The 26,912-nt window shown below is 32.7% G+C and carries 19 protein-coding genes and 1 other RNA gene; 13 read left to right on the top strand and 7 right to left on the bottom strand.

Annotation, left to right across the window (positions count from 1 at the left end; genetic code table 11):
• The first annotated feature begins 145 nt into the window (after positions 1-145).
• Positions 146-754, top strand: a complete 609-nt coding sequence (locus J2Z35_RS02615) for a superoxide dismutase (protein ID WP_209659054.1) — start codon at positions 146-148, stop codon at positions 752-754.
• A 106-nt stretch (positions 755-860) separates the two neighbouring features.
• On the opposite strand, the gene J2Z35_RS02610 is transcribed toward J2Z35_RS02615, so the two are convergent.
• Complete coding sequence (locus tag J2Z35_RS02610; RefSeq protein ID WP_209659052.1) at positions 861-2,486, bottom strand: putative manganese-dependent inorganic diphosphatase; 1,626 nt, start codon at positions 2,484-2,486, stop codon at positions 861-863.
• A gap of 124 nt (positions 2,487-2,610) precedes the next feature.
• Here J2Z35_RS02610 and J2Z35_RS02605 point away from each other — a divergent pair, with 124 nt between their 5' ends.
• Entirely contained in the window at positions 2,611-3,033 is a 423-nt protein-coding gene (locus J2Z35_RS02605) for a PspC domain-containing protein (protein WP_209659051.1), read from the top strand.
• 36 nt (positions 3,034-3,069) lie between these two features.
• Here J2Z35_RS02605 and J2Z35_RS02600 read toward each other — a convergent pair whose 3' ends face one another.
• From J2Z35_RS02600 to J2Z35_RS02590, 3 genes are read right to left on the bottom strand one after another with little or no spacing between them, the layout of a single operon-like run.
• Positions 3,070-4,116, bottom strand: a complete 1,047-nt coding sequence (locus tag J2Z35_RS02600) for a flavodoxin family protein (protein WP_209659049.1) — start codon at positions 4,114-4,116, stop codon at positions 3,070-3,072.
• A gap of 12 nt (positions 4,117-4,128) precedes the next feature.
• Positions 4,129-5,382: a Rossmann-fold NAD(P)-binding domain-containing protein gene (locus tag J2Z35_RS02595; protein ID WP_209659048.1), complete on the bottom strand. Its 1,254-nt coding sequence runs from the start codon at positions 5,380-5,382 to the stop codon at positions 4,129-4,131.
• A gap of 7 nt (positions 5,383-5,389) precedes the next feature.
• Complete coding sequence (locus J2Z35_RS02590) at positions 5,390-10,180, bottom strand: cytidyltransferase (RefSeq protein WP_209659046.1); 4,791 nt, start codon at positions 10,178-10,180, stop codon at positions 5,390-5,392.
• Positions 10,181-10,383: 203 nt separating this feature from the next.
• Between J2Z35_RS02590 and J2Z35_RS02585 the strand changes: the two genes are divergently transcribed.
• From J2Z35_RS02585 to J2Z35_RS02565, 5 genes are all read left to right on the top strand, one after another.
• The gene (locus tag J2Z35_RS02585; RefSeq protein WP_209659044.1) at positions 10,384-14,688 is read left to right on the top strand and encodes a 2-hydroxyacyl-CoA dehydratase; all 4,305 of its coding nucleotides are present in this window, start codon (positions 10,384-10,386) and stop codon (positions 14,686-14,688) included.
• Positions 14,689-14,861: 173 nt separating this feature from the next.
• A complete protein-coding gene (locus tag J2Z35_RS02580) occupies positions 14,862-16,100 on the top strand; it encodes an HlyC/CorC family transporter (protein WP_408627154.1) in 1,239 nt (412 codons plus the stop codon).
• A gap of 161 nt (positions 16,101-16,261) precedes the next feature.
• Positions 16,262-17,428 (top strand): hypothetical protein, encoded by a 1,167-nt coding sequence (locus tag J2Z35_RS02575; protein WP_209659042.1) that lies wholly within the window; start codon positions 16,262-16,264, stop codon positions 17,426-17,428.
• 150 nt (positions 17,429-17,578) lie between these two features.
• Positions 17,579-18,799: a peptidase T gene (gene pepT, locus J2Z35_RS02570; RefSeq protein ID WP_209659040.1), complete on the top strand. Its 1,221-nt coding sequence runs from the start codon at positions 17,579-17,581 to the stop codon at positions 18,797-18,799.
• A 134-nt stretch (positions 18,800-18,933) separates the two neighbouring features.
• Positions 18,934-20,118 carry a GGDEF domain-containing protein gene (locus J2Z35_RS02565; protein ID WP_209659038.1) on the top strand — a complete coding sequence of 395 codons (1,185 nt, stop codon included), beginning with the start codon at positions 18,934-18,936 and terminating at the stop codon, positions 20,116-20,118.
• A 108-nt stretch (positions 20,119-20,226) separates the two neighbouring features.
• Here the strand turns inward: J2Z35_RS02565 and yfcE are convergent, their stop codons facing one another.
• Both yfcE and J2Z35_RS02555 read right to left on the bottom strand, forming a co-directional pair.
• The gene (gene yfcE, locus J2Z35_RS02560; RefSeq protein ID WP_209659037.1) at positions 20,227-20,772 is read right to left on the bottom strand and encodes a phosphodiesterase; all 546 of its coding nucleotides are present in this window, start codon (positions 20,770-20,772) and stop codon (positions 20,227-20,229) included.
• 14 nt (positions 20,773-20,786) lie between these two features.
• A complete protein-coding gene (locus J2Z35_RS02555; protein WP_209659035.1) occupies positions 20,787-21,587 on the bottom strand; it encodes an NAD(+)/NADH kinase in 801 nt (266 codons plus the stop codon).
• Between the two features lie 115 nt (positions 21,588-21,702).
• Between J2Z35_RS02555 and J2Z35_RS02550 the strand changes: the two genes are divergently transcribed.
• Positions 21,703-22,605, top strand: coding sequence for an RluA family pseudouridine synthase (locus tag J2Z35_RS02550; RefSeq protein WP_209659033.1), 903 nt, complete (start codon positions 21,703-21,705; stop codon positions 22,603-22,605).
• Between the two features lie 24 nt (positions 22,606-22,629).
• Here J2Z35_RS02550 and acpP read toward each other — a convergent pair whose 3' ends face one another.
• Positions 22,630-22,857, bottom strand: a complete 228-nt coding sequence (acpP, locus tag J2Z35_RS02545) for an acyl carrier protein (protein ID WP_209659031.1) — start codon at positions 22,855-22,857, stop codon at positions 22,630-22,632.
• Between the two features lie 103 nt (positions 22,858-22,960).
• On the opposite strand from acpP, the gene trmB reads away from it, so the two are divergent.
• From trmB to J2Z35_RS02520, 5 genes are all read left to right on the top strand, one after another.
• On the top strand, positions 22,961-23,611 hold the full coding sequence (trmB, locus tag J2Z35_RS02540) for a tRNA (guanosine(46)-N7)-methyltransferase TrmB (protein WP_209659029.1): 651 nt from the start codon (positions 22,961-22,963) through the stop codon (positions 23,609-23,611).
• 104 nt (positions 23,612-23,715) lie between these two features.
• A complete protein-coding gene (locus J2Z35_RS02535) occupies positions 23,716-24,714 on the top strand; it encodes a LacI family DNA-binding transcriptional regulator (RefSeq protein WP_330623338.1) in 999 nt (332 codons plus the stop codon).
• Between the two features lie 26 nt (positions 24,715-24,740).
• Entirely contained in the window at positions 24,741-26,288 is a 1,548-nt protein-coding gene (hutH, locus tag J2Z35_RS02530; RefSeq protein WP_209659025.1) for a histidine ammonia-lyase, read from the top strand.
• Between the two features lie 30 nt (positions 26,289-26,318).
• Positions 26,319-26,496: non-coding RNA, 6S RNA (gene ssrS, locus J2Z35_RS02525), on the top strand.
• Between the two features lie 86 nt (positions 26,497-26,582).
• Positions 26,583-26,894, top strand: coding sequence for a phage integrase N-terminal SAM-like domain-containing protein (locus tag J2Z35_RS02520; protein WP_209659023.1), 312 nt, complete (start codon positions 26,583-26,585; stop codon positions 26,892-26,894).
• Positions 26,895-26,912 lie beyond the last annotated feature (18 nt).

The raw sequence follows: 26,912 nt of genomic DNA, 5'->3' as shown, positions 1-26,912 counted from the left end.
AAGCTTGTTTTATATGTCTAAAGTATACTATTAACCTGTCAATTATTGAATTTTCAAGGTTCATAGGTTTTATTTGTGTGCGAAGTTTAAGTAAATAAGTTATACAGGCAAGATCTAATATATATATATTAAAGGAGAGATAATTATGGCTTTTAAACTACCAGAACTTAAATATGGATATGATGCTCTTGAACCTCACATTGACGAACTTACGATGAAGACTCATCACAGCAAGCATCATCAAACCTATGTTGACAATCTAAACAAAGCTCTGGAAGGACAGAAGGAATATGAAGAAATGGATATAGAGGAGCTTTTAAAATCTTTAGATAAGTTACCTTCTTCTATCCAAACAGCTGTAAGAAATAACGGAGGAGGGCATTATAACCATACTCTGTTTTGGGATATAATGGGACCTGATGGTAAAAAAGAGCCTTCTGGTGAATTAAAAGACAAAATAAACGATGTTTTTGGAAGTATGGACAAATTTAAAGAAGAGCTAAAAAATGCAGCTCTTGGAAGATTTGGAAGTGGATGGGCATGGCTTGTATTAAGTGATGGAAAACTAGAAGTAGTATCTACTTTAAATCAAGATAACCCTATATCTGAAGGTAAAAAACCAATAATGGGTATAGATGTTTGGGAGCATGCATATTATCTTAAGTATATGAACAAAAGGGCTGACTATGTAGACTCTTGGTGGAACACTCTTGACTGGGAAGTTATTGAAAAAAGATATGAAAGCTTAAAATAAAATAAAACAAAAATATAATCTAAGCTAAAATACAAAAACCACTAATATTGGTGGTTTTTGTATTTTATAGATAAAAGTACTTGCATAGGGAATTAATACTCAAATTTTATTTTTGGTACATAGCTTCAAGGGTTGAGGTAAGCATTGGAACGATTTGTTTTTTTCTTGAAACTATATGCTTAGCAAAGGCTCCTTGAGAGTCTTCTATATCAAAAGAATTTGAAATTATATTTTCATTCGTAGAGCTATAAAAGAAATATGAACCTTCGTTTAGGATATCCGTAACTGCAAGGATTAAAATATCGTAGTTTCTATCTTTTTTGAGCCTATTCATAAAAGCCATAAGAGAATCCTGTCTTTTTCTGACATCATCAATATCTAGGGTAAAGACTTGAGATATTCCAGTTTTTATATCTCTTAACATAAAATCCTTAAAATCCCTAAAAAATATCTCCTCTTCACTATATCCATCAAGAGACGTGCCTGCCTTGAACATATCCATAGCAAATTTATCAAGATCTACCCTTGTAATCTTATTTAGCGCCTTTACTGCACTTATATCTCTTTGAGTGCAGGTAGGGGATTTGAAGTATAGGGTATCAGATATTATACCGCTTAGCATAAGACCAGCTATATTATAAGGAATTGGAATATCTTGATTTTTATAGAGCTCATATACAATAGTGCAGGTGGAGCCTACTGGAATATTCATGAAATTAATTGGCAGATTAGTCTTGATTCCCCCTATCTTATGATGATCCACAATTTCAAGTATTTCTGTTTCTTCTATTCCATAGGCGCTTTGAGCAAATTCGTTATGATCTACCATAATCACTTTTTTCTTTCCAGGATTCAAAAGATGCTTACGGCCTATAAATCCTACAAATTTTCCTTGAGAATCAAGCACAGGGTAGTTTCTAAAGTTAGTTGAAATAATATCGTCCTTTATATCTTCTATATGGTTATCTAAGGTGAATTTCATTATAGAGTCAGTCTTCATTATCCTAGATATAAAGTTGCACTGTTGAAATAGTTTAGTTACTGTATAGGTGTCTTTTGGTATTTTAATCATTGGAACGTTTTTTTCTTTTGCCATTACTATATACTTTTCTGGTATTTCAGATGAGCCTGTAACTAATATCAGCTGTACTGAGCTTTCAATTGCTATTTCTATGATGTCGTATCTGTCTCCTACTATAATGATATCTTTTTCAGTTAGTATACTTTGAGCAGATTTATAATAAAAAGCCATTACCGAAATACTTCCCTCGATGATTTTTTTATCAGAAAAGGGATAAAGAGGTATTCCGCCAAGGTCATTAATTATATTTGATATAGAAGTTTTTATGTTGTAAAAATCTCCATTTATCATTTCCATTGCAATATCTTTCATAGTAACTATACCTTCAAGATAACCCTCTTCATCTACGATAGGTATTGTTCTAAGCTGACTGTCCATCATTTTATTATATGCATAAAGTAAGGAATCTTTTCTTTTTATGGGGTTTACAGTAGTATATTTCAAATCACTAACTTGTATTCGGACATCCTCAAGTATAGCTGGAGATGGAGTTTCAAATCTTTCAAGTACAAACATAGCTTCTTTTTGAATCTCTCCTAAAACTCTTGGCTGAGAACGTTCATTTTGATGATTTTTCAGGTGTGAGTATGCAATGGCAGAACAGACAGAATCGGTGTCGGGATTTTTATGACCAAAGACCAACGTACTCATTAGAATCACTTCCTTGTTAATAATTTCGATAATTAGGGCATTTAAAATTCATTTTTTGGTATAATATTAATATGGCTATTATATATTAATAACGATAAAAATGTCTATGAAAGGGGTGCCATATATGGAAAAAAGAATATATAGATCAACGACAGATCAAGTAATAGGGGGAGTCTGCGGAGGATTAGGAGAATACTTTGAAATAGATCCTACAATAATAAGACTTGTTTGGGCGATTGCAGTATTTGCAGGAGTTGGTTTTCTAGCTTATATTATAGCGTGGATTGTAATCCCAGAAAAGCCAAGTGGATATGATGAGTCGAGTTTTAAAAGTGAATCATCAGATTTTAGAGCCGATTCTTTTCAAAAACCAAAAAGAAGGAGAGACAATACTTCAGTAATAGTAGGGGCAATACTCGTGTTTATTGGTGCAAGCTATCTCGTTCAAAGGTTTTTTAGATTTATAAGAATAGATCAAAGACTTATATTGAGCGTGTTTTTAATAATAATAGGTGCTTATATACTTACCAAAAAGAAAAATAAATAAGTTTAAATAAAGCAGGGAGCTTACTGTCCCTGCTTTTTATGTGCAAATGGACTTAAAAATATTCATTGCAAAACTTTCAGCTTTCTTTTCAATACCTTTCTTTTGTAGAATTGAAAGAGGATCAGAGGCCATTTCAAATAATGAAAAGTATGGAGGGAGGCGGAAACCCTTGTTAAAGCAAAAAGCTGATATTATTTGCATGGCCACCATATCAGAGCCAGAATTTGAAGATACAATTATGGAATATATATATTTGTCAGAGAGATCCTTGGTTCTATATACATAAGTCATACGATTTACCATTGCAAAGTAGTTGGCTGGCATAGAATCATTGTAATTAGGGCATGCTATTAATAGTGCATCCGAGTTATTTATTGAATCAAAAATATAGTTTAGGGAGTCATTTTCATAAAAGCATCTATCTTTAACTGCAAAAGCCATACACTCATCAAAATAGCACCCTCTACAGTCCATGATTTTTTTTTCAGCAAGTGAAAAAACCTCAGTCTCTATATTTAAATCCTTGATCACCATATCCATAAGTGCATATGTATTGGATTTATGGGGAGAGCTTGCATGTACTGAAGTGATTTTTTTAAAGGGGTTTTCTAATTTACTTTTATAATTTTTGAGTCTATTGCCATTTTTTTCGCATTCCCTCAGGCATATCTCCTCAAGAGTCAAAGAATACACCTTTTGCCATGTCCTGAAATTTTCAAAGTTAGAAATAGCTTCAACAAGGGGTTTACCTATAAATTCACATCCCATAAGGTTTGCTAAAAAGGCAATCTGGCTTGAAAAATGCTTTGTATAAAACTCATTTTCGCTATAGCAAATTATGGCTCCAAAAGTCCCTTTAAAAAAATCTTTTGAAGTGTTTCTTGCTCGTTCGAAAAAGCTCAAAACCTCGTAATCTATACCATTTTTGTCTGGCTGTAGTGCAAAGAGAACTATATCTCCAGTTTTTAAAGTATAGAACTCATCTAGGTTTAGATATGAAGCTTCTTCAAAGACCTTTGAAGAAGCTTCAATCATTTTTTTTAAGTTATCCCCATGATTTGTTTTTGATATCACATGAAGCATTGGAAGCACTCCTTATTTTGTAGAAAGTTTATTGTAGGTTTCTTGCAGCCTCATCATTAGTCTAGAAGGAATGTGATTTCTTTCAAGCTCTATGCCTGCTTTTGTAAGTCTATTTTTACATCCCATAAAAGAACCTCCTATAAAAGAAGAACTATAGTGCCAGTCTCCCCTTAATGTAGCTAAGATTCCAAAGCAACCTGAAGACATGGCTGGAGCTATATAAGGCTTGAAACCACAAGCTCTCACTTCCAGATTCGCATTAACTGTAAGATTTGTAAGCTTTTGAGAAAGGAAATCATCATAATTTTTAATGCTATTTGCAATTACAAGTCCTTCCCCGTGGGGTCCAAAGGCTCTTCCTTCTTCAAGGTAGGTATGGAATCTATTGTCTTTTTTAGAGTAATAGACAGCTCTAGCATGCATTACCCCAAGTCCATAACCCCTTATTTGTTCTGGGGCAAGCCCTAAGTAGTCAAATTTTCCTGTGTCATCTTGATTGCTAGCTTCAAAGGCTGCCTGACATAGCTGATCTACGGGATCAGACATCACAGCGAAGATTCCCTTGAAGTTTTTCTCCCTTGCTATATTTGCATAGGTACTTACTATTTTGGAATTTTTTTCTAGCTGCACCATTCGCACATCTTTAATTTCGCCCCCAACAGGAGGAACACTTACAGCTACAGTAAAAACAAAAATATCGCAATCAAAGAGTTCATCTTCGTTTATAGGAACTATATCAGGAGCAGTATGGGAATCAAAATGAATTTGTCCAATTTCATGCTCCCATCTCTTTATCTTCATTATATTTTTATCAAATATACCGATTTTTCCTACTGTTTCATTGCCCAAAAGTCTTAGACCAGTAAGGAGAGTACCACCAACATCCCCAAGACCGACGACATTAATGGTCAAATTCTTTTTTCCTATAAAATCGTAATTAACTTTATGGATTAGCTCCATAAAGCTAGGCCAGCTGGTATTTATTGCCATAACCTCTTTGAGGCTTATTTTTTTTATAAGAATCTCAGGAAGAGATTCATAATGCTCCTCCTGAAAGCATAAAAGATTAAGGTTTTCTTCCTTTAGATTCAAAAGAGAAGGGGAGGATAACTGATAGGCTCTTCTTGATATAGAAGGGTCATCTTGAAATAAAAAATACATCCTATCACTATCAGCAATCTCTTTTATAGTTATTTTTTCAAAACCTTCTATAGAATAATCGTAATTAGAAAACAAAACCTTATCTTCATTTTTATAGAAATTCATGAAGCACCTACCTTAATATTATTTTTTTAAGACGATTTAGCTTTTCGATATCATCCTCTAAATATGAGGAAGGGGTATTGTTTTTAGAATAACTCAGATTATTTCCATAATCAATAATTCTAGGATATACAAGAACCTCATTTAGGGAAGAAAGTGTAAGCTTTCTTTCGAAAAGCTCTTCATATTCTTCTTCAAGTGCTTTTAGGATATTTTTTGAATTTTGAAGGCATGTCATGGAAAAATCAAAAATAGCTTCATTTGTGGCATCCTTTATATAAGTAGGTGATGAATAAGGGAGTATTAGATTTATTGAAGGTATAAGAGTACCTTCAAGATTAGCTCCTTCGATTCCATCTCCACTGATAAATGGATATAGTATTCCTTCATTAAACCATACTTTTAGCTTTGGAATAAAGTAAGCCGAATCTGTTTCTCTACCCTGTATTTGCATCAGCTCCTTGCCTCTTCCTGTGAGTATTCCAACTATAACCCTTGCAACTTTAATATCCTGATCTTTTAGTATAGGGTTAAGTGCATTTATTCTGTACCCTTTGTTTAAAATATCATCAACAAGTATTATTTCTCTTGCAAAAGATTTTATAGTTTTTACTTGTCTCTCAAGAGGTAAATAATAAGGATATGCTCGTATTGTAAAACTCTCAAGACCTCTTTTGAATATTTTTTCTGTATGCAAAGATTTAGATACTGTATTTGGAACCACCAGCTTAGAAAGTACATGACCAAAAGGGACGCACATTTTTCTTCCCAAAACAGGAGGATTGAGAGTTGCATTTGGCACATTATTTTCTTCGCATATTTTGCCAACTAGCTTTTCGTTGAGCATTTTATTATCAAAGGCAATGAGAAGATTAGAGGGATAGAGCATATTTAATGCTTTTCTAAGTTCTATCCTTGAGTGCCAAATAACGCTTTGAATCTTCTTATTACTTAAAAATGGCTCTTTTATATAGTTTTCAATATCTAGATTCAATGTGCACGGATTACTCATATTTACATAATAAATTGATTTGTTTTCATTTATTTTATTGAAGCCACTTAGAGTTATCATTTCCTCCAATGTTGAGTTTGAGGATTTTGAAGTCTTGTCATGATATATCATAAAGGTATAGTCTCTTTCTAAGGAATAGGTGAGAGTTTCAGTCAAAAGTACTGAAGTAGTATTGAAATCTCCAAATATCCCTCCAAGATGCACCATTCTTCCGATATAGACATTTCTTATAAAGTCACATATATCCTTATCTTTAAAGCTTGAGTAAAGACTAGTAGATGGTATCCATTTGAAGACTGAAAAACCAAGTACAGTGCTTGTAACCTCATCTACAATAGTGATACATCTAGCATTTTCATTATCCATAAATTCATGAAGCTTATCTATATCTATATCTTTGAAATCTTTTGAAATAGATTCAATAAGGCTCCTTGAGGGTCTTTTGTATATGTTTACTTTTCTTGTTATTAGGTCAAAGTTGGATTTGAAAAGAGGTTCTTTTTTATAAAGCCCTTTTTCATATATATATTTTTCGCAAAGAGGGTCAACCATTTCCGAAATATCTCTATTTTGGTCTATTGAAGACCTTATAAGGGTAGAGCTTATATACTTGAATCTATCTTCTATATTTAAAACCATATATGGGGCATTAAAGGTATTTTTAAAAATTGTTTCATAATCAGTCTCATCATTTTCCTTAAAGCCATCAGGTCTTTCAAATGCTATATGAGGAATAAATGTTAATTGCCCCTTGCTCTTGTAGGCAGAAGCATTCAATATGACATCTTTTCCAGCAGCTATATAAACCTCTTTATCTGGAAAATTAGAGAGAAGCTTATCTAGGTCATTGTCATTTGCTATATTTACAGGCATGCTACTTGGATATAAGTATATATCAAGCTCGTCTGCAACAGACATCCTTGCAATTTCACGCCTTATCATATGGGGCTGAGTTCTTTTTGACCAAGAAAATTCATCTACAGATAAATATACCTGAAATCCTAAATCTCTGATAGATTTTGCAATATGCTTGTGGCTAAGAGTAAAGGGATCAAATGTTCCAGGGAAAAAGGCAATCTTTGAAGGTCCACTTTCCTTTATAAACTTGAATTCCGCTTCTTTGTCGGAAAGATATCTGTATATTCTGTTCATACTTGTCCCTATACTTAGCTGACCTATATCGTCAGATTTAGGAGGCAAAAGGGTAAGAATTTTTTTGCATATCTTCTCAAAGACCAAATCCTTTAGCTCTGAATCAAAGTAAAGACATGAGAAAATATCTTTTGAAATTATATCAAGCGCAGCTCTTCTTACCTTATTGTCATAATGAACCATAGATGCCATTATAATTCCAATCATTCTAAACATTCTTTTATAATTTTTATTTCCTTCGTTTATATTTCCAGAATGCCTGCTATAAAGGGATAGAGATTTTCCTATCGTCCTTAAGATTAAAAGGTCGATACTTGTCTGGGAGGTTTTTACCTTATGCTCGAAATCATCCATTACTTCATCGAACTCTTTTGGAGTCAGATAAAGAAGTATTTCTCCAAGGTAATTTGGAATAAATTTTGAAAATTTATAATCCTGCATTTCAAGTGATCTTATCAGTTCTATTGATATGTCATTTCTTTGCTCTATATTCAGATATGGAAAGAGCTCTATGACAGATTTTCCTGCCTTGTTTCTTACTATTTCCGCTTCACTTACCTTTAAAATGTTACAAAAGTGCATAGCTGTGTATGCTCCCATAGAATTTATATTTTCAAGGGCATTTTTTCTAAGGATATCAATATTCACTATTTTTTGAACAAAAGAAGTAGCTGTCTTTAGATTATTTAAAAATATATCGGATAATCTGTTTTTTGTGCTTTTTACAGCTGATTCAAATTTTTCCTCAAGAGCTGTAAAATCAAGTCCTTTTCCAAGCTCAGCATAAAGATGATTAAGAGAAACTGTATTTTCCTCCACTAAAGTGTCATTTAGGTGACTTAATAATATATTTTTATAATCTGGACAATTTTGGATAAAGCTTCTTTGTCCTATAAGTATTAGAAGAGATAGTGACTTCATATCGATATCATCGTTTTTGAGGTTATAAAGTGCTAAGTCTATAATTTTTTTTAAGGTAGCATCAAGCTTTATATCGAGTCCAATTAAGGATAAAAGAAGATATGAAAGACTATGATTAACAGGCTTATAGGTGTCTATAATATTACAAATACTTTCTTCAAATTCTTTACGACGATTTTCTTCTATATAAATAGATACAGTCTTTGCAAAATATGAAAAAGCTATTCCAAGCCATTTTTTATGAATAGGCATTACTCTAAGGTCTGGACCTAGCATTTTGGAGCAGTAGTAATTAAAAAGCTCTACTGAATCTGTATCAGATAAATTAACTACTGCATTTTGAGGAAGCTCTTTTCTATACTCTTCATCAAAATCAGATACTATTCGCCCAAGTAAATTAGCGCATTCAATTCGTATATCTTCTTCTGGATTTAAAAGCATTTCAAATAAAAACTTCATCATTATTTGCTTTTGTCTTTGAGTGAGGTGAGTAGAGTATTCTCTAAAAACATCTATATATTCTCTTAACCTAATTGGATTTCTTTCGGTTCTAGCATATTCCAGAAGATTAGTAAGTGATGCTTCGCTTCTTAAAAGATACATTATCTTTATGTTTTTTGAAATAGAATAAAACTTTAGATTTTGAGTTACTTCTTCGCCAAATAAAAGGGAGTATGGCTTTATACTGCATAGGTTTTGAGCAGGGCTTTCATTGTCACTTATATCAATGCCCAGACTTACTATATAGTTCTCAAAATCCTTAAGTCTCGAGTAGGCCTTTCTATATCTTTTTGATTTAGTATCATCAACATTATCAAGCTTATTTAAAATGACATTAAAGGATTCTTCAAGGTTGAAAAAGCTCATTACTCCTTGTTCATTATTTTTTACTCTAAAATCCGAATATATAAGTATTAGGGATTCTATAGGTAGATTTTCAAGCTCTAAATCCCATACCGAATGATTAGTAGCTATATGAGCGAATGTAGGCATATCGTTATCTTTGAACCACTTATCTGTATAGTAGTAATGAAGATAAGGAACACGAGAGACTTCGTTTTTTACGCATCCAAATTTTCCTATATCATGTCCTAGTGACGCGGCAGAAACCTTGGGAATATCAATGTCAAATCCAAGTTTATTCATTTGGTTTGCAATTTTCACAGCAAGGTAATGTATCATAATTACATGATCTATTGTGTTGAAACCATGGATTTCTCTACCTAGTCTCATTACCTCATAAATATGAAGAGTATAGAAATATCTTAAAAATGAAGAGTATTCTTCTGAAGATTCGGACTGAGAATAAATGTCATCATCAACAAATTCTACTTTATAGCTACTATAGGGATAGCAGTTTTTTGTATTTGCCTCTTTTGAATATATTTCTTTAAGAAAGAGCATAAAGAGTTCATAAATAGGAAAGAATCTAGGGTTATATTCAAACTTATCAGGAAAGGAAAGGGATAATGCATAATTGTATAGGTCGTGATGAAAGTTTTGCTTGTCTTTATATCCAATAGACTCTAGCAAAGGAATAAGGCCACTTAGTAATGGCTTATATGAATACTTAAAGTTTTTGTCCATTTCATCTATAGATGATTTAAAATCAGGATTTTTGAATATATTTTCTAGGATAGGGTATTCTTCACCTAATAAATTAGATACTCTATCAGACTTTACTAACTTAAAGAGTTTTTCAAAAAGAGTTGGCATATGGTTCATCTCCTTTTATATTTGTGGTTAAGCTTTTTTCTTATATAAGATATCATACCATTTTCTTGCTATTTGTAATCCAAAAATAATATTAGCTAGAATCTTAAAGAGGTATTATAATATATCTATCAATCCCTGATTTTAGCTTTAAACCTCAGTTGGATATTATATGAAGGAGGTGACACAGCGTTTAGCTGTGACATATGAATCGTTTCTTTCGAATTGGTATTGATGTAGGATCCACAACTATTAAAATGGTTATATTAAATGAATCTGAGGAAATAATCTATAGAAAATACGAGAGACATTTTTCTGATATTAAATCAAAATTTGTATCTATATTAAAAGAGTCTATAGATAAATTAGGAAACAAAAAGGCATCTTTTGTAATTACAGGGTCTGCGGGGATGGGCCTTGCTCAAAAGCTGGATATACCATTTATTCAAGAGGTAGTAGCATCTACAACTGCAATAAAAAAATATGAACCTAGGACGGATGTAGTTATAGAACTAGGTGGAGAAGATGCTAAGATAACATACCTAAGAGATGGAATCGAGCAGAGGATGAATGGGACATGTGCTGGAGGTACAGGGTCTTTTATAGATCAGATGGCATCCCTATTAAAGGTAGATGCACATGGACTAAATGAGCTTGCTAAGGGATATAAAACCATTTATCCTATAGCTGCAAGATGTGGAGTGTTTGCGAAAACAGATGTTCAGCCACTTTTAAATGAAGGGGCACCAAAAGAGGATATAGCAGTATCTGTCTTGCAGTCTGTAGTAATACAGACTATAAGCGGACTGGCTTGCGGTCGCCCTATAAAAGGTAATGTTGCGTTTTTAGGTGGACCGCTTTTTTTTCTTTCTCAGCTTAGAGAAAGATTTATTGAGACACTTAATTTAAAGGAAGATAATATTATTTTTCCTGAAAACTCAGAGCTTTATGTTGCTCTGGGAGCAGCTCTTTCGGCATCATTTGGAAAGACTGTATTTATGGAAAGTATTTTAGACAACTTAGAATCAAAAGAAGATAAGGTCACAAAAGCCCAGAGTCTAAGACCTTTATTTGAAATAGAAGATGAATACATTGAGTTTAAAAAAAGACATGAAAAAAATACTGCTAAAAGAAAGGACTTAAAAGAGTTTACAGGAGAGTGCTTTCTTGGAATAGATGCAGGGTCAACAACAACTAAAGCCGCTCTTGTGGATGAGCAGGGATACATCCTTTATACCTATTATGCTAGCAATGAAGGAAGTCCCCTTAGCTCAACAATCAATATGTTAAAAGATCTATACCTGAAAATGCCAGAAAAGCTTAATATTAGAAGAACTCTTGTAACTGGCTATGGAGAAGGACTTATAAAAGCCGGACTCAATGTGGATTTTTCAGAAATAGAAACTATGGCACATTATAAGGCTGCTGACTTCTTTTGCAAAGGCGTGGATTTCATATTAGATATAGGTGGACAAGATATGAAATCCATGAAAATAAAGGACGGATTTATGGAGAGTATTTTGCTGAATGAGGCGTGTTCTGCTGGATGCGGCTCCTTTATTGATACCTATGCAAAATCCCTTGGAACAGAAATCCATGAGTTTGCTTACAAGGCAATTTCTTCAAAAAAACCTGTGGACCTTGGAAGCAGATGCACAGTTTTTATGAATTCAAGAATAAAACAATCCCAAAAAGAGGGAGCAAGCGTTGCAGATATATCAGCAGGACTTTCCTACTCAGTAATTAAAAATGCTCTTTATAAGGTAATAAAATTAAAAAATCCAGAAGAACTTGGAGAAAAGATAGTGGTGCAGGGAGGGACCTTCCTTAATGATGCAGTATTAAGAAGCTTTGAAATCCTTACAAACAAAGAAGTGATAAGACCAGATATTGCCGGAATAATGGGAGCCTTTGGAGCTGCACTTTTGGCAAAAGACTTATATATGGAAAATAAGGAAGATAGTTATTCAAAAATAGCAAAATTAGATAAGCTAGAGAATTTTAAAAGCTCCATAAAATCATCTAGATGTCAGGCGTGTTCAAACAACTGTTTATTAACTATAAATAAATTTGAAAAGGGATCTTTATATATATCGGGCAATAGATGTGAAACAGGGGCAAGGACAGAAAAATCTAATAAAGATTTGCCAAATTTATATGAATATAAATATAAAAGAGTTTTTGACTATGAGCCTCTTTCAGAAGAAAAAACAAAATATGGAACTGTAGGTCTTCCGAGAGTTCTTAATATGTATGAAAACTATCCATTTTGGCATACTTTTTTTACTGAACTAGGTTTTAGAGTCATGCTTTCAGATGCTTCTTCAAACGAAATTTACGAAAAAGGAATAGAAACCATACCTTCAGAATCGGTATGTTATCCAGGAAAACTAGTTCATGGACATATAATTAACTTAATAGAGAAAAATGCAAAATTTATTTTTTATCCTTGTTTGACCCATGAAGAAAAAGAAGATAAAGATTCGGACAATCATTTTAACTGTCCTATAGTGACCTCATATCCAGAAGTAATAAAGAATAATATGGATATAATTCGAGATGAGGAAGTTCTTTATCAAAAGCCGTTTTTACCGTATACAAATCCTAAAAGGATGAAAAAAAGATTGATTGAAGAGCTAAAAGTATTTTCTATAAATGAAAAAGAAATATCTATGGCTCTTGAAAAGGCATATAAAGAACAAATAAAGTTCAAGGAAGATATAAAAAGAAAGGGAAAAGAGGCATTAAGCTATATTGAAAAGTATAGAAAAAAAGGAATTGTACTTGCAGGAAGACCTTATCATATTGACCCTCAAATAAATCACGGTATACCTCAGATGATAAATTCTCTAGAAATGGCCGTTTTTACAGAAGATGCAATTGCCCACCTTGGAAAAGTTGAAAGACCCCTTAGGGTCGTGGATCAGTGGGCGTATCATTCAAGGCTATATAGGGCGGCTAGTTTCGTAAGCACAAGAGAGGATATAGAGCTTGTACAACTCAATTCATTTGGATGTGGGCTTGATGCTGTTACAGCTGATCAAGTAGAGGAAATCCTAAAAGCATCAGATAAATTATATACTTCCATAAAAATTGACGAAGGAAATAACCTCGGAGCTGCAAGAATAAGACTCAGATCTCTCAAAGCGACAATGAAAGAACGGGAAAAAAGATCATTTAAGGTCCTTGAATCAACCAAGAGTTTTGAAAGAATAATATTTACAAAAGCTATGAAAAAAAATCACACTATACTTGTGCCTCAGATGTCTCCTATTCATTTTCAATTTTTAGAAGAAGCATTTAAAGCATCTGGCTACAATCTTAAGGTCCTGGAAAAAGCAACTAAAATTTCAATAGAAACAGGCCTTAAATATGTGAATAATGATGCTTGCTATCCAGCTATAATAGTAGTTGGGCAACTGATTGAAGCCTTAAAATCAAATGAATACGATTTAGAAAATACTTCTGTCATGATTACTCAGACAGGAGGAGGGTGTAGAGCAACAAATTATATAGGATTTTTAAGAAAAGCACTTATTGATTCAGGATTTGATAGGATTCCAGTTATTTCTTTAAATGCCACAGGAATAGAAAAAAACCCAGGATTTAAAATTACTCCTAGACTCTTTGACAAATCAATAATGGCTCTAGTATTTGGAGATGTTTTAATGAACGTGCTTTACAGAGTAAGGCCTTATGAAAAGATAAAAGGGGCATCTAATGAAGTATATGATAAATGGACTAAAAAAATAAACGATTCTTTGGAAAGCATGGATAGAAATCAGTTTAAAAGATTCATCTATAATATAGTTAAGGATTTTGAAGCCATAGAAATTCTTGATATTAAAAAGCCTAAAGTAGGAATAGTTGGAGAAATACTTGTAAAGTTTCATCCAGATGCAAATAACGATGTAGTCTCAGTTGTAGAATCAGAAGGTGCAGAAGCTGTGGTGCCAGATTTTACAGATTTTCTTCTTTATAGCGCCTACGGATCAAATTATAGATTTAAAAAAGTATCAGGTAGCTTTAAGGCTTTGGCTCTTGGAAATGCAGCAATAAAAGCGATTGAATACTATAAAAGCATTTATAACAATGCCATGAAAAAAAGTCATAGATTTTACGTTCCTTCATCAATAGATGAGATAGCAAAAGGAGCAGAGAAAGTCGTAAGCCTTGGGCATCAGACGGGAGAAGGATGGTTTCTTACGGGTGAGATGGTAGAGCTTATGGACAAAGGTGTAAATAATATAATATGTATGCAGCCTTTTGCATGCCTTCCGAATCATGTTACTGGGAAAGGAATGATAAAAGAGCTAAAGAGGATATATCCTAGGGCAAATATAGTTGCGGTAGATTATGATCCAGGTGCTAGTGAGGTAAACCAGCTAAATAGAATAAAGTTAATGATTTCTTCTGCCTTTGAAAATCTATATAAAGACATGGAAGAAAACTCCTTAAACTCTAAATCAAAGGAGATAAAAAATTATATAGAATGCCTAGAATCAAAGTAAGTACATCGCCCGCTAATTCAACCGAAGATTGTAAGCTTATTCTATTGCATTGTTTTATTTATAATAAAAATCAGAGAGGATTTTCAATATTTACTCTCTGATTTGAATGTTTATGTCGTAATAAATGGTATAATTGATAAAGATGATTTTTTATTTAGGAAATGGAGTGAATTATATTGGAAATTTGGGAACCCATATTGTTATTGATTCTCATATTTGGCTCAGGGTTTTTCTCTGCTTCTGAGACAGCTCTTTTATCTATGAGCAAAATTCGGTTAAAACATATGGTAAAGGAAAATGTAAAGCATGCCAAAAATATAGAAAAGCTTCACGAAAATCCAAATAAGCTTTTAGGAACAATACTTATAGGAAATAATGTGGTTAATATAGGAGCATCTGCACTGGCTACCTCAATAGCTATAACTCTTTTTCCAAATGGAGGAGTGGGAATAGCCACCTTGCTTATGACTATAATAATACTAATATTTGGAGAGGTAACACCTAAAAATCTAGCAATTCAGCATGCTGAAAAATTTTCAGTTACAATATCTCCAATCATAGAATTTTTAGTAAAATTATTTGCACCATTTGTATTTGTACTAACAAAAATAACTAATGTCTTTATAAAAGTCCTTGGAGGAGACTCTGAGATTAAAAAGCCTTTCATTACTGAGGAAGAGTTTATGACCCTTGTAGATGTGTCAAACAAAGAAGGGGTCATAGAAACTGAAGAAAGAGAAATGATATACAATATTTTTCAATTTGGAGACTTAAGGGTACGAGACGTAATGATTCAGAGGATGGATATAAAATCTGTTTCCATAGATGATACCTATGAGGAAGTTCTTGAGGTTTTTAAAAAAGAGAAGCTTTCAAGACTTCCAGTATATAAAGATACTATTGATGATATTGTAGGAATAATATATGCGAAGGATATATTTTTCTCTGAGAAGGCCATCGATTCTTTTAAAGTCGAAGATTTTATGAGACCACCTTTTAATACCTTTGAATTCATCAAAATTGCAGACTTTTTCAAACAAATGCAGGGAAATAGGATCCATATGGCTACAGTTCTGGATGAATATGGAGGCGTAGCAGGGATAATCACTATGGAGGATATTGTAGAGAGTATTTTTGGAGATATAAATGATGAGTTTGATGAAAATGAAGAGGAGATAGAAGTAATTAAAGAAGATGAATATGTAGTAAATGGCGGAGCAAGACTAGATGAGTTAAATGATATGCTAGGGATTAGGTTAGAGTCAGAGGATTTTGAGTCAGTGGGAGGATTTATCATTGGAGAAATCGGAAGACTTCCAAAGACAGGAGAAGTAATTCATTACCAAAATATAAAATTTGTAATGGAACAGGTAGATAATAATAGAATAAAAAAAATTAGAATATTTACCTAGACAGTAAATATTTAGTAAAGATATGCACATCAAAATTTCAATTTTGTAACCTTTATGACATAGATTTTTTTGTAAAATTGTGGGAAAATTAAAAACAGAGTCTAAAACCTAATTACAATAATTAGGTTTTATTTTTTAAAATTTTGAGAGGGGTGTAGATATTGAAAAGATTTATTTCTGTTTTTATGATGGTTTTTGTTTTATTTACTAATTTAAGTTTTGCGTCTCCAGAAGCTAACTACTGGGACGAGCTTAAAGAAGTATATGACTGGGAATATATGGAATCCCAGCAGACTATGAGGCTAAAATTTGACGTTCCTGGACAATTTAGCGGAGACTATGTAGTAGATATGACAGGAAAAGGAAATATGAGTGAGCTTGTATCAAAGCTGGATATAAAAATTACTGATGCTAAAGGTGCAGTGAACCTTCCTGATATAAGCTTTTATACAAATGGAACTGATTTTTATATAAACACTTCTGCATTTGAGGGGTTCATGTCTCTAATGGGAGTTGAACTTGGGGAAATAGAAGAAGATTATATAATGGTTAAAAACACTCAGTCTCCTGTAGATATGAATTCAGAGATATTAAAAGAATTATTAGGTTTTATAGAAGATATAGAGCTTGATGTAGATCTTGGAATGGTTCAAGAAGGAAGAACATATACCCTTGAGCTTGACTCTGATAAGCTTATTGATCTTTTAGATTCGTACATGAGATATGTAATCGCAAATCTTAATAATATGCCTACTAGCTTTATGCCAGAAGACATGAAGATCAGCGAAGAAGAAATAGAGGAAGCTTTGATTATGTATGATCAAATGGTTACTCCATACATACCAGTGGCTAAAGAGATGATTAAAGGAAGCAATTATGTGCAAGTTACTGTATTTGAAGATTCAGCATACACTGAAGAAGCGACTTTAAACATTGTTTCTCCATTTGTTAATGGACAGATGACTATTAATTCAAGTGCGAAAGAAGTAGAATCTTTAGACCTTTCTCTTCCAACTTCAGTAAAGGTAATGACAGAAGAGGATCTAAACAGTCTTATTATGCCAGGAGGAGAATTAACTTCTGGAAACTACCTTATGATAGGATTAGATGGACAATATATGCATATTACGCCATCTCAAGAAGTTGTTACTGGAAAGCTAAGCATTAAAAATGAAGGTGGATTTACATTTGTAAATGTAAATGAAATATCTGGTCTATTGGGAGTTATAATAGAAACGAATGAAGAATATATAAGAACAACAGACCTTGTAGAGCTTGGATTTACAGTTAACTGGAACAGCGAAAATAGAACTATAGAAATCTATTAATTAAAATCTTAAAAGGTCTTGGAGATGTTATCTTCAAGGCTTTTTTTTGTAGATTTGTAGAATAGATATCTTTTGAAATAAATTGGAATGATGCGAAAAATCTAAAAATATGTTACTATTTAGTTAACTAATAAGAACTAGGAGGATACCATGAATAAACTAGTAGAGAGATTTTTGCATTATGTAAAGTACGATACTGCTTCTGACCCTAAAGAAACCAATTGCCCTACAACACATGGACAGATGGTTTTGGCTGAGGCTTTAAAAAATGAACTTATAGATATTGGCCTTAAGGATGTAACTTTAGATGAAAATGGCTACATAATGGCAACCTTGGAATCTAATTTAGATTATGAAACAGATGTAATTGGATTTATTGCACATATGGATACAAGTCCTGATTTTAGTGGTGCAAATGTAAATCCAAGAATTATAAAAGATTATGACGGAGAAGATATAAACCTCTCTAGTGATGTGGTATTAAAGACTGAAGATTTTCCAGAAATATTAAGATACAAGGGTCAAGATATAATAGTGACAGATGGAAGCACTCTTTTAGGGGCTGATAACAAAGCTGGGATTGCAGAAATCATTACGGCTATTGAGTACCTTATAGAAAATCCAGAGATAAAGCATGGGACTATCAAACTTGGTTTCACTCCAGATGAGGAAGTGGGAAAAGGTGCAGACAAATTTGATGTGGAGCTTTTTGGAGCAAAATATGCATATACTATAGATGGAGGGGAAATAGGAGAGCTTGAATATGAAAACTTCAATGCAGCCTATGCTAGAATCACAGTAAACGGAAGAAACGTCCATCCAGGAAATGCAAAAAATAAAATGATAAATTCAATAACTCTTGCCCAAGAGTTTACAAGACATCTACCAGAAATGGAAGTTCCAGAGCATACTGATGGTTATGAAGGGTTTTATCATTTAAATGATTTTATTGGAAATGTAGAGCAGACTAAACTTTACTATATAATAAGAGATTTTGATAAAGATAGCTTTGAAAACAGAAAAAAATTTTTAGAAGAAAAGATTTTTGAACTTAATAATAAATATGGAGAAGCTGCGTTCCAGATGGAGCTAAAGGATCAATATTACAATATGAAAGAAAAAATAGAGCCTAATATGATACTTGTAGATAAGGCTTTTATGGCTATGGAAAAAGCAGGTGTAAAGCCTATAGTAAAACCAATAAGAGGTGGGACTGATGGAGCTAGACTTTCTTTTATGGGGCTTCCAACACCAAATATATTTACAGGAGGTCATAACTTTCATGGGAAGTATGAATATATACCTGTAAGGTCTATGGAAAAAGCTGTAGAGGTAATTATAAATATAGCAAAAGAGTTCGCTAATAAGTAGACTAAACTTTGAAATATTAGAGACTCGGAGTCCCGAGTCTTTTTTTATGAAAAAAATTAGGTTTTTATGTATATTTTTATATATTTTGGGTACAGATATAAAGTTAATAAAAACATTAAGTGTGGGGTGGACGTATGACCTTTGATTTAGGACTAATATTTAAGGAAAGCTATTATATGATTGCAGTTTTCAACGAAAAAGGAGACCTTGAATATTCAAATAAAAAATTTAATATGTATTTTCCAAATGTAAAAAACAAGTCTTCATTCGATGATATAAAAGTATCTGAAGAAATATACAGTCCAAAAAGAAAAGGGATGTCTGTAGAGTCTCCCGACATGGATGGAATCGTAAAATTTGAAATAAATTTTCAAAATGGGTTTAGCTCTTATATGGGACAAAAGCTCAACTACGATATGATAATTTCTTTAGGTGAAGCAGCTGGAATATCATCGTATTCTAAAGAAAAAAAACAGGTAGGAGCAACAATTGCCAGAAATAAAATGAATGCTTATTGTACTTTGATGCTTAGCAGAGAATTAAATATAAAATATGTTACAGAAAACATATATGAAATATTAGGTGAAAATAAATATCTAGGAAAAAATTTAGAAGAAATATTTAATACAGAAGTTGCAGATGAAATTAAAAGCAGAATAAAACTTTTAAGGATTTTTGAAGATACTACACTTGATATAGATGGAAAGCTCATTGTATTATCTCAATTAAGCTCTGGATATATTGTCTTAAATATTTATCCCTATTCATCAAATGTAATGAATAAATTTGAAGAAATATCTAATCTGAAATATAAAATCAAAAAGCTAGAAGCAGAGCTTTCAGCAAGAGAAAAGTTTATTAAAGCTCAAAAAGAGATTTTTAGAAATATGGCAACTGTAGATGGGTTAACAAAGTTATATAATAGAAGGTATCTTATAGAAAAATATACAGATGAAGTAGAAAAATCATCACTTTATGGATATAAGTTTGCAATGACAAGTATTCATATAGATAATTTCAAAAAAGTAAATTTAGACCTTGGATATGAAAAAGCTGATGAAATGCTAAAAAAACTGTCCATATTAATAAGAAAAAACCTTGACTATAAAAAAGATTTAGCATTTAGGACAAGCAGTGCTGATTTTGTGATTTTGTCTTCCCCATCAACTGACGGACAGGCCAGGGAAAGATTTACAGAAATAAAATCTGAATTTGAGAAAGAAACAGGTCTCACATTAACAATGAAGGTAGTAGATTCAGATACTACAGTGGATGGAATTTCAAAGAGTGAGTTTATGTGGATGGATATTACAAAATAATATTAAAATTACAATCTAAATAAAACTATTTACAGTCTAAAAAGACTAAAAGATTTTTTCTTTTAGTCTTTTTTTATGAAATATGAGGAAAAATCCTATTTAGATGGTTTAAAATATCAAAGATTTTATAGAGCTGCCTCCATTTTCTATGTCTATTAAGCGTATCTCTCTATTTTCTATAATTGCTACAGAATGGACATCATCTCTTGGAATAGAAGGGCTTCCGGGATTTAAAACTATGATTTCATCCAGCATTTTTAAATACTTTATATGTGTATGACCATATATGAATATATCGCATCCGAATTCCTTTGCATCTTCTAAAATTTTGTCAATAGATTTTGTATACCCATGGGCAGCCATTATTTTAAGTCCTTCAATTTCTAAAAATAAATAAGGATCCATAATTTCATGTTTTATGAGTTCAATATCAAAATAGCTATCACAATTTCCCCTTACAAACACTATATTTTCCATAGAGTTTATAAGCTGAGCTACTGCATTAGAGTCATAATGATTATCTGAATTGTGTTTGGGATTATGATATAAAATATCTCCAGCATGAATTATTTTGTCACAGTCCTTTAGATAGCTTAATGCTTTTTCAAAGTAATGAATATTTCCATGAGTGTCGCTTATTACTCCAATTTTCATAAATCCCTCCCCCTTTATAAGAATTTTTCTGTAACCTTACTCCAAAATTCATAATCACCAAGTCTTAAAAGTTTGATTTTTATTGTGGAGGTCTGAAGATAGATATCGACTATTTGATTGTATTTATGCTCTGTACCGTCTGTGACTACAAGTATGGAGTCCTCAAATCTATATTCCGGACTCACTTTTATGATTGCATTGCTTGGAAGTATCATACTTGAAGTGAAGGATCTATATGCATTAGTGTTTATTGGAGAAAGTGGAGTAACCTGAATCAATCTTAATACAGGGTCTACTATGCTTCCCCCAGCAGAGTAATTATAGGCAGTAGAACCCGTAGATGTAGAAATAATAATACCATCTCCACTAAAGCACTCTATAAATTTACTGTTTACGCTTATATTAAGATGTATAGTTCTGCTTTTATCACCCTTTATTACAAATTCATTTATTGACTGGAGCTCTATGCAGCTTGTTCGTGTGCATATAGAAGCTTCAATAGGGCTGATTTCCTGAACTGTATATTTTCCATCGATATATGCATCGATGAAGTTATCTATTTGGTGAGGCATTATTTCTTGAAAAAATCCTAGATGGCCAGTATTTATTCCTATTATTGGAATTTCTGGAAAACTAAAGTCGTGAATAGTTTTTAAAAAAGAGCCATCTCCTCCTATAGCTATAATAAGCTCCGCATCTTGATTGTAAGTTTCTAGGACTTCAAAGTCGAATTTTTCCAATTTTTGTCTAACAGCCTCTGCTGTTCTGACAGAACGATCGTATTGGTTATATGTGATGATGATTTTTCGTTTCAATGTCATCGCTCCAATCTTTTGCTTTAGGATTATTATATCATATATGGTTTAGTTTGACTTTATTGCCTTAGACTATTATAATGTTTTGGAATTAAATAGAAAAAAGAGGTGTAAAATGTGGCTTAGAAATATGCAGAGTTATAAAAGCCTTATTTGGCAGCACAATGGGGACGAAAAGACATTAAAAAAAGTTTTATTAGAAGATATGAATATTTCTGTAAGACTTCTTTATACTTTAAAAAAAGAGAATAGAGTATTATTAAATGAAAAGACAAAAAAATTTCATGATATAGTAAATAATCAAGATATAATAAAGGTAGAGCTTCCTAAGGAGAAAAATGATTATGAGGCTTTTGAGAAAGAAATTAAGATAATATATGAAAATGATGACTTAATAGTTGTAGAAAAAGAGCCATATATGGTAGTTCATCCTACAAAAGGCCATCCTGATAAAACCTTGGCAAATGCTCTTGTTTATACCTTTCATAAAAAAGGAATACTAGGGAAAATAAGATTTGTAAACAGGCTTGATAGAGATACATCTGGAATATTGATTGTAGCAAAAAACAGCTACTGCCATAGCGTAATGACTAAAGATGATAAGATGTGGGAAATGGATAAGACCTATACTGCAGTAGTTGAAGGTGAGATTGGGGATTCTGAGGGTACTATAGATATGCCGATTCTTAAGGATGAAGACGGAATAAAAAGAATCGTCCATGAGGATGGGCAAAGAGCAATAACTCATTATAAGGTGGCTAAAAGGCTAAAAGGGGCTACACTTTTAGAGGTAAGTTTGGAAACTGGAAGGACACATCAGATAAGAGTTCATTTTTCCCATATGGGACACCCCCTCCTTGGAGATGAACTTTACGGAGGGAGTATGAAAGATATTAAAAGGCAGGCCCTTCATTGTAGCTCCTTAGGCTTTTATTCCCCTAGGGAGTCTGAAAAAATAATAGTAAGGTCAGAGCTACCTCATGATATTAAAAATCTAATAGAAACCCTTTCGGTTTAAAAAAGATTAGAGGGAAAATTTAGATTAAAGCTGAGTCTCTACATATTCAACTATGTCTCTAAGACTTACGAAATTTTCAACCTGCTCGTCAGGGATTTCTATGGAAAATTCATCTTCTATTGCCATGATAATCTCTACAGCATCTAAAGAATCTGCTTCAAGGTCCTCGGTTATTGTAGTATCAAGAGATATTTTTTCTTCATCTAGACCAAGGTGATCAGCTATTATAAATCTTACTTTTTCATAAACCATTAAGTTACCTCCTAAGTTCGCTTTGATGGAATCTTCGAAGATAGTTTAATATAGATTTTAGGATTTTGCAACAAAAAGAAAATAAAATTAAGGAGAATTGAATTTGAGATATAGAAAATCAAAAAATTATAAAGAGAAAATGCTGGGATTTTATGATAGTCTCTTTGTTGATTCTGAAAAGATAAAACCTGGAAACTGGAATAATTTATTTAAAAATAATAATCCCATAATGATTGAGGTTGGATGCGGCAAGGGAGGGTTTCTTATTGAACTTGCCAAAAGAAACAAAAATATAAATTATATTGGAATTGAAAAGGTAGAGCCATTAGTCCTTGAAGCATTAGATGAAATCAAAAGAGAGGGTTTGCAAAACATACTATTTACAAGCTTTGATGCAAATCATATAGAATCTCAATTTGAAAAAAATGAAATATCAAGGGTCTATCTCAACTTTTCAGATCCATGGCCTAAAAAAAGACATTCTAAAAGGAGACTCACAAGTATAAATTTTTTGAAAAAGTATAGAGAAATTTTAGATTCTGAGAAAGAGATTATTTTCAAAAGTGATAATTCAGGATTATTTGAGTTTACGTTAACAGAGCTTAGTGCAGCTAAAGCTCTTATTACATCTGTGGATATAAATCTTCATTCCAAGGAAAAGGACGAGAAAGATGAAAAATATATTCTTACAGAATATGAAAAAAGATTCCTTGCTCAAGGAATGCCTATATATAGGGTAACGGCTCATCTATAAAAATATTAAATACTATTAAAACATAACAATGCTTGATATTTAAAGCACTAGGCATTATTATATGTATATGAATATTTTGAAAATAATGATAAGGAGGGGTGATTGTGACTGTAACTATAAAAGACGTAGCAAAAATGGCTGGGGTATCAATATCTACAGTATCAAGAGTAATAAACAATTCTAAGCCGGTAAGCAGTGATATAAGAGACAGGGTGCTTAAGGTCATTAAAGAAACAGGTTATGTTCCAAACCCTGTAGCTAGAAGTCTTGTAATGAAAAAGAGCCAGATAATAGGGGTTATAGTTCCAGATATATCCAATCTTTTGATAGGAGAGCTCCTTAATGGAATCGAAGAGATAGGTAGAATGTATGACTACGATATACTTCTTTGTAATACATATGGAGAAATAGAAGAAGAGCTAAAGTATATTAATCTTTTAAAATCCAAATCTGTAGCTGGAATAGTATTTGTAACGGGAAAAATTGATGAGAAAACTGTAAATGCTATAGAAGAAGGAAATGTTCCTGCTGTTTATATCGGGAAAAATGCAAAGGATTTTGATATATATTCTGTAAGTATAGACCATGAAAAGGCTTCTTATGAAATGACCAAGTATCTTATAGAAAAAGGAAATAAAAAAATCGCATTTTTTAGAGCATCAATAGAAGACAATATAGAGGACTCTGAAAGATATAAAGGCTATAAAAAAGCCCTTGAAGACTCAAATATAGAATTAGACAAATCTATTGTCCTACAAGGAGATGAAACCAGCGACTCGGGATATATGTTGGCTAAAGATCTTATAGAAAAAGAAAACATACCTGAGGCTGTATTTGCATCTAGTGATGAAGTTGCTATAGGGGCAATGAATGCATTTATAGACAATTCTATTAAGGTCCCTGAAGAGGTAAAAATAGCTGGATATGACGACATTAAAATTGCATCTATGGTTAGACCTTCACTGACTACTATAAAGACGCCTATTTACGATATAGGGGCAGTTTCAGCAAGAATGATTATAAAGATGATTAATAAGGAGCAGCTTGATTCCAAGCATATAATTCTTCCCTATACTCTGATGAATCGTCAAAGTACAAATTAACATACAAAATAATAATATCTAAGGAGATGAAAAACTTGACTATAAACACAGTATATATCACGCCAAATGGGATTAAGATTGAAGATGTAGTAAAAGTTGCAAGGGAAGGATATAAGGTAGCTCTCTCAAAAGAGAGCTCCGAGGCTATAAATAAAGCAAGAGAATTAGTGGATAGATATGTAAAAGAGGAAAGAGTTGTATATGGTCTTACAACTGGATTTGGAAAGTTTTCAGATGTAGCAATAAACAAAGATGAGACGGGTCTTCTTCAAAGAAACCTTATTATCAGCCATGCTTGTGGAGTAGGCAAACCTTTGCCTGAAGAAACAGTTAGAGCCTTGATGCTACTTAGAGTAAATGCACTTTCAAGAGGATACTCAGGAATCAGACTCTCTACAGTAAATGTACTTATAGAAATGCTAAACAAAGGAGTTCATCCATACATACCTGAACAAGGCTCACTAGGAGCCAGTGGAGATCTTGCTCCTCTTTCACATATGGTTCTTACTATGCTTGGAGAAGGTGAAGCATATTATGAAGGAGAACTTTTATCTTCAAAGGAAGCAATGGAAAAAGCTGGAATTTCCACTATAGAGCTTACATCAAAGGAAGGTCTGGCTCTTATAAATGGAACTCAAGTAATGACTGCGATAGGGGCTCTTGGGGTATATGATGCTGTAAATCTTATGAAAGCTGCTGATATCTGTGCTGCTCTTACAATGGAAGCTCTTGAAGGTATAGTGGATGCATATGACCATAAGGTACACGAGGTAAGAGGACATAAAGGTCAGATAAACACGGCTAAAAATGTGCTTAATCTTTTAGAAGGGTCTCAAAGAGTTACAAGACAGGGCGAAAAGAGAGTGCAAGATGCATACGCATTAAGATGTACTCCTCAGATACACGGTGCAAGTAAGGATGCTATAGAGTATGTAAAGAGCAAAATTGAAATTGAAATAAATGCAGTTACTGATAATCCAATCATATTCCCAGAACAAGATGAAGTAATTTCAGGAGGAAACTTCCACGGACAGCCTATGGCTCTTGTAATGGACTTTATGGCTATAGCAGTATCTGAAATTGCAAATATTTCAGAACGAAGACTTGAAAGACTTGTAAACCCGGCTCTATCCAACGGGCTTCCAGCTTTCTTATCTGAAAAGGGAGGGCTGAATTCAGGATTTATGATAGTGCAGTACTCTGCTGCATCTCTTGTTTCAGAAAACAAGGTTCTTTCACATCCTGCTTCTGTAGATTCAATACCTTCTTCTGCTAATCAAGAAGATCATGTGTCTATGGGAACTATAGGAGCTAGAAAAGCATCAAAAATAATAGAGCATGCTCAAAATGTACTTGGAATGGAAATGATGGGAGCTTGCCAAGGTATAGATCTTAGAGAAAAGGCTCAACTCGGAAAAGGGACAGAGCTTGCATATAAATCACTAAGAGCAGAAGTAGCTATGCTTAAAGAAGATAGAGTAATGTATAAAGATATAAATAAATGTGTAGATATAATTAAAAAAGCTAAGATTATTAATGATATAGAGGACGCTATAGGAAATCTTACCCTTTAAAAAATATGAAATTTATTGTATAATAAATTAAGTAACCTGAGATGTGCGTTTATTGCTCTTAAATTCAACCGACATGTAGCATAAGGGAGCTTTTGTTCTATTAATGAAAAAATGCCTGAAGAGGGACTTTTGAGTTAGTAGGCTGGGCACCCACCTGATTGAATAATCGGGTCTGAATTTAACGCAGTGACGGCATCTTGGGTTTTCTTATTTTCTAACGCTTACAGAACTTTTTATACATATTTAGACACCCACTAATTCGGTTTTAATATCGGAGAGGTGGGTGTCTTTTTTGTGGCTAAAGAGCTGAAAATAGATCAATCAGCAATTAAAAATTTAACTTTCAAAATATTGGCAGAGGACTTCATAAAAAAAGGTAGAGTCAAAGGGTATGCAGATGCCACTATACAAAAGTATACAGAGATATTTCATTATTTTACAAAGTTTTATGATGAGGATAATCCAGTTTCCAAAATTGGAGAAAAAACAATCGATGAGTACATTCTATTTGAGAGGTCAAGGGGAATTAAAGATTCGACCATAAACATAAGACTTGCATCACTTAATACTCTTTTTAGATTTGGATATGCAAGAGGACAAATGTAAAAAGTATATGTATTAAGG

It is taken from the genome of Acetoanaerobium pronyense, from assembly GCF_017874355.1.
GTDB classification, from domain to species: domain Bacteria; phylum Bacillota; class Clostridia; order Peptostreptococcales; family Filifactoraceae; genus Acetoanaerobium; species Acetoanaerobium pronyense.
Note: the sequence above shows the minus strand (reverse complement) of the source record. Positions and strands in the feature narration are given on the sequence as shown.

Excerpts from the sequence above, each read along its gene's own strand:
- J2Z35_RS02615 (WP_209659054.1), top strand. The coding sequence starts at position 146 with ATGGCTTTTAAACTACCAGAACTTAAATATGGATATGATGCTCTTGAA.
- J2Z35_RS02610 (WP_209659052.1), bottom strand. The coding sequence starts at position 2,486 with ATGAGTACGTTGGTCTTTGGTCATAAAAATCCCGACACCGATTCTGTC.
- J2Z35_RS02605 (WP_209659051.1), top strand. The coding sequence starts at position 2,611 with ATGGAAAAAAGAATATATAGATCAACGACAGATCAAGTAATAGGGGGA.
- J2Z35_RS02600 (WP_209659049.1), bottom strand. The coding sequence starts at position 4,116 with ATGCTTCATGTGATATCAAAAACAAATCATGGGGATAACTTAAAAAAA.
- J2Z35_RS02595 (WP_209659048.1), bottom strand. The coding sequence starts at position 5,382 with ATGAATTTCTATAAAAATGAAGATAAGGTTTTGTTTTCTAATTACGAT.
- J2Z35_RS02590 (WP_209659046.1), bottom strand. The coding sequence starts at position 10,180 with ATGCCAACTCTTTTTGAAAAACTCTTTAAGTTAGTAAAGTCTGATAGA.
- J2Z35_RS02585 (WP_209659044.1), top strand. The coding sequence starts at position 10,384 with ATGAATCGTTTCTTTCGAATTGGTATTGATGTAGGATCCACAACTATT.
- pepT (WP_209659040.1), top strand. The coding sequence starts at position 17,579 with ATGAATAAACTAGTAGAGAGATTTTTGCATTATGTAAAGTACGATACT.
- J2Z35_RS02565 (WP_209659038.1), top strand. The coding sequence starts at position 18,934 with ATGACCTTTGATTTAGGACTAATATTTAAGGAAAGCTATTATATGATT.
- yfcE (WP_209659037.1), bottom strand. The coding sequence starts at position 20,772 with ATGAAAATTGGAGTAATAAGCGACACTCATGGAAATATTCATTACTTT.
- J2Z35_RS02550 (WP_209659033.1), top strand. The coding sequence starts at position 21,703 with ATGTGGCTTAGAAATATGCAGAGTTATAAAAGCCTTATTTGGCAGCAC.
- acpP (WP_209659031.1), bottom strand. The coding sequence starts at position 22,857 with ATGGTTTATGAAAAAGTAAGATTTATAATAGCTGATCACCTTGGTCTA.
- hutH (WP_209659025.1), top strand. The coding sequence starts at position 24,741 with ATGAAAAACTTGACTATAAACACAGTATATATCACGCCAAATGGGATT.